We start from the raw sequence: 12771 nt of genomic DNA, 5'->3' as shown, positions 1-12771 counted from the left end.
CCAGGGGGTCGCGAAAGACCTCGTGAGCGGTGGCGGTGTCCCCCAGTACACCGCTGCCGCTCACGAGGCGCGGAATCGCGAAGGTTTCCAGCCCCGGCGCTTGCCTCGCCGGACCGCCGCCACCACGACGCCCGCCGCGATGGCGAGGGCCACCCCGGAGATGGCGAGCACACCGGAGACCTTGTCCGCCCTGGTGGGTGCCGGAGCCGCCGCGGGGACCACGAAGGTGTCCGGACCGACGCTCGGCGGCCCTCCCGGGCCGGGTGTACCTGCGGGGATCGAGGCGGAAACGGCGGCGTAGGCGTCGATCGCGCCCCAGCCCCGGCGGGGATCGTGTCCACCGCTCGGACCGCGGTGCGCGGTCAGCGTCAGCCGCGCGACGACCTGCTCCGGCGACAGCTCGGGGTGATACGCGCGCACGAGCGCGGCGACCCCGGCGACGTGCGCGGCGGCCAGGCTCGGGTCGCTCACCGGCCACCGGTGCGCCACCGTCCCGCCCGCGCCGGCGGACGTGCTGACCAGCTCGGCGCCGGGCGCGGAAATCCCCACGTACGAACCGGATTCCGTCTGTACGGCCTCGCCTGCCTGGTTCGTCGAACCCACGGCGAGCACGCCCGGCGTGGCCGTCGGGTACGACGTCTGGCCCTGTTGGGTCCCCGCGGCGGGCGAGACGATCAGCGCGCCCTTCTCCTTGGCGCGCGAGACGGCGCCGGTCAGCGCGGGGCTGTCGGAGGCGGCCGGGACGGCGATCAGGATGATCCCGGCGCCGCGGTTCAGCGCGGTTTCGATGGCGCCCGCGAGCTGCCCGGGATCGCCGCCGCCGTTCACCTGGGTGTAGCGGATCGGCAGGATCTTGGCGCCGGGCGCGATCCCGGTGAACGTCGTGGACGGATCCGGTTGCGCGCCGACGATCCCGGCGGCGATCGTGCCCCGGCCGTCGCAGTCTTCGGCCTCGGTGCCCGGCCCGCCGAGCAGCTGCCCCGGCGCGAACTGGCCGTTGCCGCCGTCGACGCCGGTGCCGATCACCGCGACCAGCTGGCCGGTGCCGCGGGACAGCGGCCAGAGCCGCACCGGATCGATCAGCCGCTGGCCCCACGGAACGGCGGCGGTGTAGGTGCCCGTCGGGTTGGCGCACTGCTCGGCGACCGCCGTCGACGGGACGGGGGTGCCGAGCAGTGCCATGAAACCGACGCATCCCGCGACGGCACTTTTACCGGCAAAGCCCACCATTCCTCCAGAATCCCCTTGTCACACAAGGGAATTCTAGTGCCGGAGGTCAGCGCAGGTCCATCCCGAGGTCGAGTGCGGGTGAGGAATGCGTGAGTGCCCCGACGGCGAGGAAGTCCACACCGGACTCCGCGTACGCCCGCGCGACGTCGAGCCGCAGACCACCCGAGGATTCCAGGCGGGTCTTCGGGGAAACCTCGTCACGCCGGTCGACCGCCTTCGCGCATTCGTCGGGCGTGAAGTTGTCCAGCAGCACCTCGTCGGCGCCCGCGGTGAGCGCCTCCTCCAGCTGGGCGAGGTCGTCGACCTCGACCTCGCAGTGCAGTTCGGGCGCGTGCTCGCGCGCGGCGGCGAGCGCGGCGGTCACCGAACCGGCGGCGACCACGTGGTTGTCCTTGATCAGCACCGCGTCGCCGAGCCCGAGCCGGTGGTTCACCCCGCCGCCCGCGCGGACGGCGTACTTCTCCAGCAACCGCAGGCCGGGCAGCGTCTTGCGGGAATCCCTGACCCGGCAACCGGTTCCCTCCACCGCGGCCACCCAGGCGGCGGTCGCGGTGGCGATACCGGACAGGTGGCACAGCAGGTTCAGCGCGGTGCGTTCGGCGGTGAGCAGGCCCCTCACCGGACCGCGCACGACCAGTGCGGGCTCACCGGCGGTCAGCCGATCGCCGTCGTCACGGGCGGCCAGGATCTCCAGGCTCGAACCGAGCACGACGTCGAACACCGCCAGCGCCACCGGGATCCCGGCGACCACCCCGGCCGTCCTCGGCGTGAGTTCGGCAAGCGCACGCGCGGATTCGGGCACGGTGGCGTTCGTCGTCGCGTCGGGCCCATATCGCAGATCCTCAGCCAGCGCAGTCGTGACGACGCGCTGCACGTCGGCGACGTCGAGGCCGTGATCGGCCAGCGCCTTGACGACCCACGGGGAGAATTCGCTCATGCCACACCCTCCAAAGCGATCGGATCGGCCAGCACCGGCTGCCCCGACGGGCTGAGCCGGATGAGCTGACCGCGCTGCCAGCTGTCGTCGTCGCGTTCGGGGAAATCGGTCCGTACGTGACAGCCGCGGGATTCCGTCCGGCGCGCGGCCGCCGCGACCAAGGCCTCCGCCACCAGGGTGAGCGCCGCGTCCTCGACGATCCGAGGCGTCCACAAAGGACTCTCGACGACCGAAAGATCCAGCACCGAACCGACGACCGACAACCCTTCGGCGTCGCGGCCGATGGCGGCGTACCGGCTCATCGCCCGCTGCAACGCGTCACGGTCGGCCACCGGCGCCTGCACGGGAGGCGCGAGCACACCGCGACGCGGATCGGCCAGCCGCCCGATGGCGAAATCGGCGGCGATCGCGTCGGCCACCCGCCGCCCGACCACGAGGCCTTCGAGCAAACTGTTGGAGGCCAAGCGGTTCGCGCCGTGCAGACCCGTCCTCGCGACCTCGCCCGCGGCGTAGAGACCGCGAACACCGGACCGTCCGTCCACAGTGGTCACCACGCCGCCACAGGCGAAATGCGCCGCGGGCGTGACCGGGATCGGCTCCTTCGCCGGGTCCAGCCCGATCGCCGCGCACGCCGCGTGCACGGTCGGGAACCTTTTGGCGAAGCCGGAAATCCCGGTGGCGTCGAGGAAGACGTGGTCGTCGACTCCGCCGGGCGCCTGGACCATGCGGCGCGTGATGGCCGCGGAAACGACATCCCGGGGCGCGAGATCCCCGAGCGGGTGGACCCCGCGCATCACCGAGGCACCCGTCGCGTCGTGCAGGGTCGCGCCCTCGCCGCGTACCGCCTCGGTGACCAGCGGGAGCCGGCCACGCGCGCCGGGCGTGAACAGGACCGTCGGGTGGAACTGGACGAACTCCACGTCCGCGACCTGCGCTCCCGCGCGCAACGCCAGCGCCAACCCGTCCCCCGTGGCGAGTTCCGGATTGGACGTCGCCTGATAAAGCTGCCCCAGTCCGCCGCTGGCCAGCAGCACCGCGGGCGCCCGGACGACACCGGGCACACCGTTGTGGTCCAGGACGGTCACCCCGACGACCTCGCCCGCGGGCGTGCGGATCGCGTCGACGGCGATGTGGTGCTCCAGCACCGGGATCCGCCGTCCTCCGGCCGTCGCGACCAGCGTCCGCTCGACCTCGGCGCCGGTCGCGTCGCCACCCGCGTGGATGACGCGGAACGCGCTGTGCCCACCTTCCCGGGTGCGGGCAAGTTCGGGCCGCCCTTCTGCCGCGGGGTCGAAGCGCGCCCCCTCGGCCCGCAGCCGGGCCACCGCGGCCGGGCCGCCGGCGATGATCGACCGGACGGCGTCCTCGTCGCAGAGCCCGGCACCAGCGGTGAGCGTGTCCTCGGCGTGCTTGCCGACCGAATCGCCCCGCTCGTGCTCGCCCTCCAGCACGACCGCGATACCGCCCTGCGCCCAGCGGGTGTTGCCGTCGGAGACCGTCGCCTTGGTGACCACCAGGACGTGCAGGCCGAGCTCCTGCGCGCGCAGCGCGGCGGTGAGCCCGGCCACCCCGCTGCCGATCACCACGAGATCGGCGGCGGCCTCCCAGACCGGGTGGGTTTTCGCCTGGAGAGCGGTAACCGGGTCGGTCATTCTCCGCCGCCAGGCTGCCCGATCTCGATCATGCGCTGCACGGAAGCGCGGGCACGGGCGGCGGTTTCGGCGTCGACGTGGACCTCGTCGGCTCCCTCGCGCAGCGACCGCAGCAGGGCGGCCGGCGTGATCATCTTCATGTACCGGCAGGACGCCCGGTCGTTCACCGCGCGGAAGTCGATCTCCGGCGCGGCCTTGCGCAGCTGGTGGATCATCCCGATCTCGGTGGCCACGAGGACCGACTTCGCCTTGGTGTCACGGGCGGCGTGGACCATGTCGCCGGTCGAGAGGATCTTGACCCGCTCGGGGGCGACGGCACCCTCGCCCGCCAGGTACAGCGCCGAGGTCGCGCAGCCGCATTCCGGGTGGATGAACAGGTCGGCGTCCGGGTTCTCCGAGGCCCGCTCGGCCAGCTCGGCGCCGTTGATCCCGGCGTGCACGTGGCACTCCCCGGCCCAGATGTGCATGTTCTCCCGGCCGGTCACGCGTTTGACGTGCGCGCCGAGGAACTGGTCCGGCAGGAAGAGAACTTCCTGGTCAGCGGGGATGGAGGCGACCACGTCGACGGCGTTCGACGACGTGCAGCAGATGTCGGTCTCCGCCTTGACCTCGGCCGTGGTGTTCACGTACGACACGACGACCGCGCCGGGGTGCTCGGCCTTCCAGGCACGGAGCTGGTCGCCGGTGATCGAGTCCGCCAGCGAGCAGCCCGCCCGCGCGTCCGGGATCAGGACCGTCTTCTCCGGCGCCAGGATCTTCGCCGTCTCGGCCATGAAGTGCACGCCGCAGAAGACGATGGTGGACGCGTCACTGCTCGCCGCGATACGGCTGAGCGCGAGGGAGTCGCCGGTGAAATCGGCGATGTCCTGGATCTCGGGGACCTGGTAGTTGTGCGCGAGCAGGACGGCGTCGCGTTTGCGCGCGAGGCTGCGCACCTCCTCCGCCCAAGCCGCGTCGGCGACCACGCCACCGTACGGGGTCAAGTCGTTCTGCAGAGTGCTCGTCATCGTTCTGGCCCTCCTGGACCTGTCTCCGGTTTTCGCCTTATAATCGAAAACCGTGCGAAGTCATCTTAACACCCAGACCCCCCTCGCCCACGAGGTCTTGGGGGCGGTCCTTCAAGTGCGCTCGGACACACTCCGGGTCCTGCTGTGGCGGCGCGCGCTCGATCCGCACCTGGGTCGCTGGTCCCTTCCCGGCGGCAGGCTTCGCCCGGATGAAGACGTCGAAGCGTCCATCCGGCGGCAGCTCGCGGAGAAGGTCGACGTACGCCAGCTGAAGCATGTGGAGCAATTGGCGGTCTTCAGCGCGCCGGACCGGGTGCCGGGCCCCCGCGTCGTCGCGACGGCGTTCCTCGGCCTCGTACCGTCCGATGTGGACCCCGAGATCCCCGAAGACACCGAGTGGCACGACGTTTCCGAGCTACCCCGGACGGCGTTCGACCACGAGTCCATCGTCCTGCGCGCGCGGGACCGGCTCCGCTCGAAGCTCTGCTACACGAACCTCGGCTTCGCGCTGGCCCCGGAAGAGTTCACCGTTTCGGCGTTGCGGAGGCTGTACTCGGCTGCGCTGGGTTACCGCGTGTCCGCGACGAACCTGCAGCGTGTGCTGTCCCGGCGCGGGCTGCTCCTGCCCACCGGCCACACCGCTCCGCCAGGGCGCAGCGGCGGCCGTCCGGCGGCGCTGTTCTCCTTCGCGGGCAAGGGGATGCAGATCACCGACCCGTTCGCGGTGTTCCGTCCGCCCACCGGGAAGTGACCGTCCTGCGAAGTCCTCCCGGTCCCCGTACCTTGAACGGGTGACCGAGCCGAGCGAGGAGTCCACCGGGAAGGCGATCTTGCCGCTGTTCCCGCTACAGACCGTGCTTCTGCCCGGAACACACCTTCCGTTGCACATCTTCGAACCGCGGTACCGGCAGCTGATGGCCGACCTCGTCGCCGAAGTCGTCCCGGACCGCGAGTTCGGGGTCGTCGCGCTGCGTTCGGCGATGATCAGGGAGGTCAGCGGGCCCGAACACGTCCACGAATTCGGCTGCAGCACGGTGTTGCGCGAGGCGAAACGGCTGCCGGACGGCAGATTCGACGTCGTCACCACCGCACGGCGCCGGTTTCGGCTGCTGGAGATCGACCGCGTTTCCGCGCCGTACCTGATCGGCTCGGTCGAATGGGTGCCCGACGACCGCATCGCCACGGTGCACGGCGACACCGTGACCAGGCTCGCCGACGTCGCGAAGGCCGCGCACCGGCGCTACTGCGAGTCCGCCTGGAACGACGAAGACTGGACCACCCCGCCCGAAGACGGCGACATCGCGGCGCTCGCGTACCGGCTCACCGCCGACTGCCTGCTCCCGCTGGAGGACCGGCAGCGCCTGCTGGAGGAGACGAACCCGCTGCGGCGGCTGCGGATCGCGTGCCGCCTGCTGACACGGGAGGCCGGGTTCCTGAGCACACTGGGCGCGGTCCCGATGCCGCCGGGGGAACTCGGCGAGTTCACGCGCCCCTCGAACCTGAACTGAAGCGCCGAGCCCTCTGGGGAGGGGTGAAGGGCGCTCTGCCCGCATGTCATGTGGCGAAAGCTCCCTTCACCACACGAGACGCGGTGAAAGTCCCCTTCAGCCCGTCCTCCCCTGCCCCTGACGCTATGAAAGGTCCTTTCCTTGCAAAATTTGCAAGGAAAGGACCTTTCATAGCACTCGCGGGTCGCTGCTCCCGCGTCATGAAAGGGCCGTTCAGGACAAGAAACGTCCTGAACGGCCCTTTCATGACACTCGCGAAGCGCTACTTGCCCGACTCCGTGGAACCCCCATCGTCCGACCCGTTGCCGGTACCGAACTTGCTCCACACCTTGCCCGCCGCCCCGGACACCGCCTCGCCGACGTCGCTGAACACCTTCGTCAGCGGGTCGGTCGAGCTGTTCCAGGAGTCCTTGTACGACTTCGCGGCCGACTTCAGGTCGTCGGTCCAGGTGGACGAAGGCGCGTCCTCGTCACGGCGCGGGTACTCGCCGGCCAGGATCCCCCGGTACTCCTCGGACGCCGCCCATTTCTGCAACTGGGCGGCACGCACGACGGCCAGCGGATGCGACATCGTCTCGACGTAACGCAGCTTCAGGTAGCTGTCGCGGATGTCGTCGACCGACTCGTACTCCGACGCCTGCTGCAGGAACGCCGGGATGTCGATCTTCGACGGGTCGATCCCGCCCGCGACCAGGATCTGCGAACGCAACGCCGCCGTCGGGTCCTGCGAGCACAGCAGCCCGGCGCGGTCGCAGGACAGTTCGGCCTTGCGGTACCACTCGCGCAGCGCCGCGATGACGACGCGGATGCCGATGGCGCTCACCGGCGTCCACGACATCGACATCTGCAGGCCGATCAGCCGGATCATGATCGTGCGGTACACCGCGTGCCCGGACAGCACGTGCCCCATCTCGTGCCCGATCACGAACCGCAGCGACGCGAGGTCCATCGCCTCGACGGCCGCGGTGTTGAGCACGATGAACGGCTCGTCCATCCCGATCGTCTGCGCGTTGACCTCGGGACTGCGGGCGACGAACAGGTTCGGCACGCGGTCGAGATCGAGTGTTTCGGCGCATTCGTTGCGCAGCCTGTCCAGTTCCGGATACTGCTTCGGGCCGACCCGGATCGCGGACGCGAGCGCCATGAGCCGCTCGCCGCGTTCGGCGTAGAAGCCCGAAACCGCCTTCACGACCTGCGCGAACCCCGGAACGGCGCGCAGGGTGGCCAGTGCGCCGCGGTCGACGGGGTGTTCGTACGCGCGCGGGCTGATACCCGGGAAGCGGACGGCGTTGTGCCGGGAAACCTCGATGTCGTCGGTCAAGAGAAAGCCCCCTAGAGATGTGTCCTGGCCCACCCTAGAGGAAATTCGTCAGCCGAGGCGGCGACCCAGGTCTTCCCGTCCGTTCCACGCGGTCAGCAGCGTGTACGCCAGCGTCGTCATCAACGGCGCGGCGAGCATGATCCACGGGGATTCGATCTGCGGCGCCTTCGCGATGACGTCGCCGACGGCGGGCGCCGCGCCGATCTCGTAGCGGCCGTTGGCGAACGAGACGCCCATCGTGGTCCCCAGCCAGCCCGCGAGGGTCGCGCCGCCGGTCGCGGCGATCAGCACGACCGGCCCGCGGCGTTCCCGCAGCAGCCAGGTCACGATGCCGATCAGCAGCCCGGCGCCGAGCGCGAGGAAACCGTAGACGGCGAGGTCGTCGAAGCGGTGCCAGCTCTCCAGCTCCAGTGGGGCGAGGCCGCCGTGGTCGTTGATCACCCGCATCCGCTGGGGCGGCGCCATCCGCGCCCACAGCCAGGCCAGCGGGAAGCCGAGCAGCCCCGCCGTCGACAGGACGCTGACCGCCGGCAGCAGATCGGCCTTGACGACGACCTTGGGGAACGGGCGGCGTGGCCTCGGCAGTACGGGCACCGACCAGGGGTCGGGCACGCTGGAAGACAGGTGCGCCGGTTTACCCGTCGTCTCGCCCAACCCCGGACTCCTCCCTCGAGCTGCTTGTGCAGAGCGTAACCAATGACGCCCCCTGCGCACGCGACCCGGCACATATCGCCCCGCGTTTCGTCCTCTGAACGCGATGCTTGCGCGTGCAACTACCGCATTCAGAGGACTAAATGCGGGAAGTCAGCCGGCGAGTTCACCGTGACGGCTGCACCGGGCCGTCCAGCCGACCGGGGTGATCTGGACGACCATCCGCCGCGCGCAGTACGTGCAGTACCGCGGCGGCTCGAGTGCCGTTCTGGGGTTGTGGCAGGCCGGATGTTCCACGCCACCGTCGGACGTCTGTCCACAGTGGACGCAGTACGCCGCTGGGTCAGAGGACGTCACTGATCGCCTTCACCGGCATCTTCAGCTCGTCGAGCATCGCCAGGTCCGCGGTGGCCGGGCGGCCGAGGTTGGTCAGGTAGTTGCCGACGATGATCGCGTTGATACCGCCGAGCATGCCCTGCTTGGTGCCCAGGTCGCCGAAGGTCAGCTCACGGCCACCGGAGAAGCGGAGCAGCGGGCGGGGCATCGCGAGCCGGAACGCGGCCACGGTGCGCAGCGCGTCCTTGCCCTCGACGACCTCGTAGCCCTCGTACGGCGTGCCCGGCTGCGGGATGAGGAAGTTCATCGTGCACTCGTCCGGGTTCAGCTCGGCCAGCTGCGCGGCGAACTCGGCGCGCTGCTCGATGCTCTCCCCCATGCCGATGATGCCGCCGCAGCAGACCTCCATGCCCGCCTCGCGGATCATGCGCAGGGTCTCCCAGCGCTCTTCCCACGTGTGCGTGGTGACGACGTTCGCGAAATGCGAGCGCGCGGTCTCCAGGTTGTGGTTGTAGCGGTGCACGCCCATCTCGACGAGCTCGTCGACCTGCTCCTGCGTGAGCATGCCGAGCGAGCAGGCGATCTGGATGTCGTTGCCGTCCTCGCGGATGGCCTTGATCCCCTCGCGGACCTGCGAGAGCAGCCGCTTGTCGGGGCCGCGGACGGCGGCGACGATGCAGAACTCGGTCGCGCCGGTCTCGGCGGTCTGGCGGGCGGCCTTGACCAGGCCGGGGATGTCCAGCCACGCCGACCGCACCGGCGTCGGGAACCGGCCGGACTGCGAGCAGAAGTGGCAGTCCTCCGGGCAGCCGCCGGTCTTGAGGCTGATGATGCCCTCGACCTCGACCTCGGGGCCGCACCAGCGCATCCGGACCTCGTGGGCCAGCGCCAGCAGGTCGGTCAGGTGGTCGTCGTCGAGCCGCAGGACTTCGAGGATCTGCTCCTCGCCGAGCCCGACACCACGCTCGAGGACCTGGTCACGCGCCACGGCGAGGATGTCGACGGTCTCCGGGGCAGTGGTCACGAGGCGGCTCCTGTTCGGGGTGGGGCGGTGAAGCGAAGGCACATCATCGTGCACGACCGGGCGGCTCGGCCACAGCGACGCAGGTCACTTCTGTGCCGACGCGCGGCCGACGAAGCATTCCGGGTCGAACTCCCCGCCGAACCACGGCGAGAGACCCGCCTTGGCCCGGTCCGCGAACTCCTCGGGTCCGGCCGTGCCCAGCCCGGCGGGCAGCACGCCCAGCAGCGGGGCCCCGGCGGCGACCGGCAGGTCCCGCAGGTTCGACACCGCCGCCAGATCCGGCTCGTCCGGCCAGGATCCGATGATCACCCCGGCCACGGTCAGCCCACGTTTGGTGGCGACCTCGGCGGTCAGGGCGGTCGCGTTGAGGGTGCCCAGCCCGGCCTCGGCGACGATGATGACCAGCGCGCCCAGCGACCACGCGACATCGGCCAGCGTGGCCCCGTCGGCGTCGAACCGGACCAGCAGCCCGCCCGCGCCCTCGATGAGGGTCAGGTCGTGTTCGCCGTCGAGGTCGCTCGCCGCGGCGGCGATCTCGCTCGGAGCGAGCGTCGGCAGCCCCGAAAGCCTGGCCGCCGCCTCCGGCGACAGCGGATCCGGATATCTCCGCAGCTCACGGGTGGTGACCGGACCGGCGAGGCGAAGGACGTCGGCGAGGTCGCCCGGCTCGTCCGGGCCCACTCCGGTCTGCGCCGGTTTCAGCACGGCGACACGCTGGCCCTGACCGGCGGCCAGAGCGGCGATGGCGGCGGTGGAGATCGTCTTGCCGACACCCGTACCGGTGCCGGTCATGACCAGCATGCTCACGTGCGTTGAACTTAGTGGGTCCGGATCGAGTCGCGCTGAACGGCTTCCGTTAGCCCCCGGATGTGGTGACGGCCCCGACGGGAGTGAACGACGGGCTTCCCTCGTCCGACAGGTAGACCTGCGCCGCCCCGACGTCGAAGTACATCCCGGTCAGGTGCAGCTCGCCGCGCGCCTCCGCTTCGGCGATCAGCGGATAGTGGCGCAGATGCTCCAGCTGCTGCAGCACGTTCTTGAGCGCCAGCCGGTCGACCTCGGTGTCCGGACGGTCGCCGTCGAGTGTCACCGGCGCTTCGCGGCGCGCGCTCGGCTCGGCGTGCCGCAGCCAGGAGGCCAGCATCGGCGCGCCGTCCGGGGCTCCGGTGGCCAGCGCCTGCATCGCGCCGCAGCCGGAATGACCGCAGACCACGATCTCGCGCACCTTCAGCACGCCGACGGCGAACTCGACGGTGGCGCCCATCGACGGATCGGCCCGGCGGGCGGGCACCAGGTTTCCGATGTTGCGCACGGTGAACAGGTCGCCGGGACCGCTCGTGGTGATCATGTTCGGCACGATCCGCGCGTCCCCGCAGGTGATGAACAGGGTGTGCGGCGACTGGCCGCCCGCCAGTTTGCTGAGCGCCGGCTGCATGAGCGCGGCCGTGCGCCGCTGGAACTCCGTCGCCCCGCGCAGGGTGGGCCCGCCGCGCTGCCCGGGCAGTTCGACGTCCTTGGCCTGCCAGTCGGACCACGGCGCGAGGAACCGCGGCACCGACCGCGCCGCCGCCGTCCGGGTCAGCGTGGGATCGCCGGACTTGCCCTTGGCGAACCACGGATGCCCGACCTCGTCGACGATCACCGTGCCGCCCGCGCGTTCGTGGCCCTGCTGCCAGTTCGACAGGCTCTCGAAGGCGGCGTGGTCGAGGTAATCGACGACCAGTTCCAGGGTCACCTTCGCGCCGTCGGGCACGGTCGCGAGCACACGGCTGAGCCTCGGCACCGAAAGGAACGTCAGGACGCCCTCGACGACGACGCGCCATTCGTCGCCGTCGCGCTCGGCGTGGATCCCGGACCACACGGTGCGCCTCAGCATCAGCAGCACCGAAAGCGCGATACCGAGCAGGACGCCGGTGAGCAGGTCGAAGACGACGACACCGGCGAGCGTCACCAGGTACAGCCCCAGGTCGCCGTGTTTGAGGACCTGCTTCATGTGGCCGGGGTTCACCAGTTTCGCGCCGACGTGGACGAGCAGGCCGGCCAGCGCGGCGAGCGGGATGTTCTGGATGAGCCCGGCGAACGCGGCGACGAACACCAGGATCCAGACGCCGTGCAGGATCGCGGACGCCCGGGTGCGGGCGCCGGCGGTGACGTTGGTCGAACTGCGGACGATCACACCGGTGACCGGGAGGCCGCCGAGCGCGCCGGAAGTCATGTTCGCGGCACCCTGGCCGATCAGTTCGCGGTCGAGGTTCGACCGCGGCCCCGTGTGCATCTTGTCGACGGCGACGGCCGACAGCAGGCTTTCCACACTCGCGATCAGGGCGATGGTGACCACCGCGACGGCGAACGCGCCCCAGCCGGTGTCCGGGAATTCGGGCGCGAAGCGGATGTTGAGCAGGTCACCCGGCAGGTTGACGCGGGGCAGGGTCATCGCGGTGGCGACGGAAAGCACGGTCACCAGCGCGATCGCGGCGAGCGGGCCGGGCACCTTGCGGACGGCCTTGGGCAGCCGCGGCCACACGAGCAGGATGCCGATCGTGAGCACACCGATCAGCGCGGCGGTGTCGTGGTGGCCGACGATCTGCGCGGGCAGTTGCGCGATGTTCTCGAGCGCCGAACTCTGCGCCGATCCGCCCAGCACGACATGGAGCTGGCCGAGGACGATCGTGACGCCGATTCCGGCCAGCATGCCGTGGACGATGGCGGGCGAGATGGCGAGCGCCGCGCGGGCGATACGGCTCAGCCCCAGCAGGATCTGCAGCGCGCCCGCGGCGACGGTGATCGCGCAGGTGGTCGCCCAGCCGAAGGTCGCGATGGTCTCGGCCATGATCACCGTCAGGCCGGCGGCGGGGCCGCTCACCTGAAGCGCCGAGCCGCCGAGCGCCCCGGCGACCACACCTCCCACCACGGCCGCGATCAGCCCCGCGACGATCGGCGCCCCTGACGCGAGAGCGATCCCGAGTGAAAGCGGGACGGCGACGAGGAACACCACCAACGAGGCGGGCAGGTCGTGACGAAGCACGGCGAGAGGTTGTTTCATGATCACCAGGAAACTGGTGAATTGTCCGATATGCACCACCTGATCGAGTGAATATCACCCAA

Annotated in this window: 12 protein-coding genes; 2 read left to right on the top strand and 10 right to left on the bottom strand. The window is 70.6% G+C overall.

The window, feature by feature from the left end:
- Positions 1–60 precede the first annotated feature (60 nt).
- The 4 genes from AMK34_RS37170 to nadA are packed head-to-tail and all read right to left on the bottom strand — an operon-like array spanning position 61 to position 4826.
- A complete protein-coding gene (locus AMK34_RS37170; protein ID WP_073848462.1) occupies positions 61–1230 on the bottom strand; it encodes a S8 family serine peptidase in 1170 nt (389 codons plus the stop codon).
- A 46-nt stretch (positions 1231–1276) separates the two neighbouring features.
- Positions 1277–2167, bottom strand: a complete 891-nt coding sequence (gene nadC, locus AMK34_RS37165) for a carboxylating nicotinate-nucleotide diphosphorylase (RefSeq protein WP_038510239.1) — start codon at positions 2165–2167, stop codon at positions 1277–1279.
- Positions 2164–3819 carry an L-aspartate oxidase gene (locus AMK34_RS37160; protein WP_073848461.1) on the bottom strand — a complete coding sequence of 552 codons (1656 nt, stop codon included), beginning with the start codon at positions 3817–3819 and terminating at the stop codon, positions 2164–2166. The genes nadC and AMK34_RS37160 overlap by 4 nt, the downstream gene beginning before the upstream one ends.
- Positions 3816–4826 (bottom strand): quinolinate synthase NadA, encoded by a 1011-nt coding sequence (nadA, locus tag AMK34_RS37155; RefSeq protein ID WP_037344779.1) that lies wholly within the window; start codon positions 4824–4826, stop codon positions 3816–3818. Before nadA ends, AMK34_RS37160 begins: the two co-directional genes overlap by 4 nt.
- 115 nt (positions 4827–4941) lie before the next feature.
- Between nadA and AMK34_RS37150 the strand changes: the two genes are divergently transcribed.
- Positions 4942–5577, top strand: a complete 636-nt coding sequence (locus AMK34_RS37150; protein WP_016336019.1) for an NUDIX hydrolase — start codon at positions 4942–4944, stop codon at positions 5575–5577.
- Between the two features lie 40 nt (positions 5578–5617).
- Entirely contained in the window at positions 5618–6334 is a 717-nt protein-coding gene (locus AMK34_RS37145) for an LON peptidase substrate-binding domain-containing protein (protein WP_016336020.1), read from the top strand.
- 262 nt (positions 6335–6596) lie between these two features.
- Here the strand turns inward: AMK34_RS37145 and AMK34_RS37140 are convergent, their stop codons facing one another.
- The 6 genes from AMK34_RS37140 to AMK34_RS37115 all read right to left on the bottom strand — a co-directional run bounded on the left by AMK34_RS37140 (position 6597) and on the right by AMK34_RS37115 (position 12709).
- Positions 6597–7655, bottom strand: a complete 1059-nt coding sequence (locus AMK34_RS37140; RefSeq protein ID WP_073848460.1) for a M48 family metallopeptidase — start codon at positions 7653–7655, stop codon at positions 6597–6599.
- Between the two features lie 48 nt (positions 7656–7703).
- Positions 7704–8309: a DUF2567 domain-containing protein gene (locus AMK34_RS37135; RefSeq protein ID WP_073848459.1), complete on the bottom strand. Its 606-nt coding sequence runs from the start codon at positions 8307–8309 to the stop codon at positions 7704–7706.
- A 150-nt stretch (positions 8310–8459) separates the two neighbouring features.
- Positions 8460–8663, bottom strand: a complete 204-nt coding sequence (gene bsaP / locus AMK34_RS37130; RefSeq protein ID WP_073848458.1) for a biotin synthase auxiliary protein BsaP — start codon at positions 8661–8663, stop codon at positions 8460–8462.
- The gene (gene bioB, locus AMK34_RS37125) at positions 8650–9666 is read right to left on the bottom strand and encodes a biotin synthase BioB (RefSeq protein WP_038510228.1); all 1017 of its coding nucleotides are present in this window, start codon (positions 9664–9666) and stop codon (positions 8650–8652) included. The genes bsaP and bioB overlap by 14 nt, the downstream gene beginning before the upstream one ends.
- 84 nt (positions 9667–9750) lie before the next feature.
- Positions 9751–10473 (bottom strand): dethiobiotin synthase, encoded by a 723-nt coding sequence (bioD, locus tag AMK34_RS37120; protein ID WP_063277373.1) that lies wholly within the window; start codon positions 10471–10473, stop codon positions 9751–9753.
- A 49-nt stretch (positions 10474–10522) separates the two neighbouring features.
- Complete coding sequence (locus AMK34_RS37115; RefSeq protein WP_198941827.1) at positions 10523–12709, bottom strand: SulP family inorganic anion transporter; 2187 nt, start codon at positions 12707–12709, stop codon at positions 10523–10525.
- Positions 12710–12771 lie beyond the last annotated feature (62 nt).

Source organism: Amycolatopsis sp. CB00013, assembly GCF_001905755.1.
Classification (GTDB): domain Bacteria; phylum Actinomycetota; class Actinomycetes; order Mycobacteriales; family Pseudonocardiaceae; genus Amycolatopsis; species Amycolatopsis japonica.
This window is presented reverse-complemented; position numbering and strand designations above follow the sequence as displayed.

What these genes read in the sequence shown, in the direction of transcription:
- AMK34_RS37170 (WP_073848462.1), bottom strand. Translation starts at nt 1,230, where the DNA reads ATGGTGGGCTTTGCCGGTAAAAGTGCCGTCGCGGGATGCGTCGGTTTC.
- AMK34_RS37160 (WP_073848461.1), bottom strand. Translation starts at nt 3,819, where the DNA reads ATGACCGACCCGGTTACCGCTCTCCAGGCGAAAACCCACCCGGTCTGG.
- nadC (WP_038510239.1), bottom strand. Translation starts at nt 2,167, where the DNA reads ATGAGCGAATTCTCCCCGTGGGTCGTCAAGGCGCTGGCCGATCACGGC.
- nadA (WP_037344779.1), bottom strand. Translation starts at nt 4,826, where the DNA reads ATGACGAGCACTCTGCAGAACGACTTGACCCCGTACGGTGGCGTGGTC.
- AMK34_RS37115 (WP_198941827.1), bottom strand. Translation starts at nt 12,709, where the DNA reads ATGAAACAACCTCTCGCCGTGCTTCGTCACGACCTGCCCGCCTCGTTG.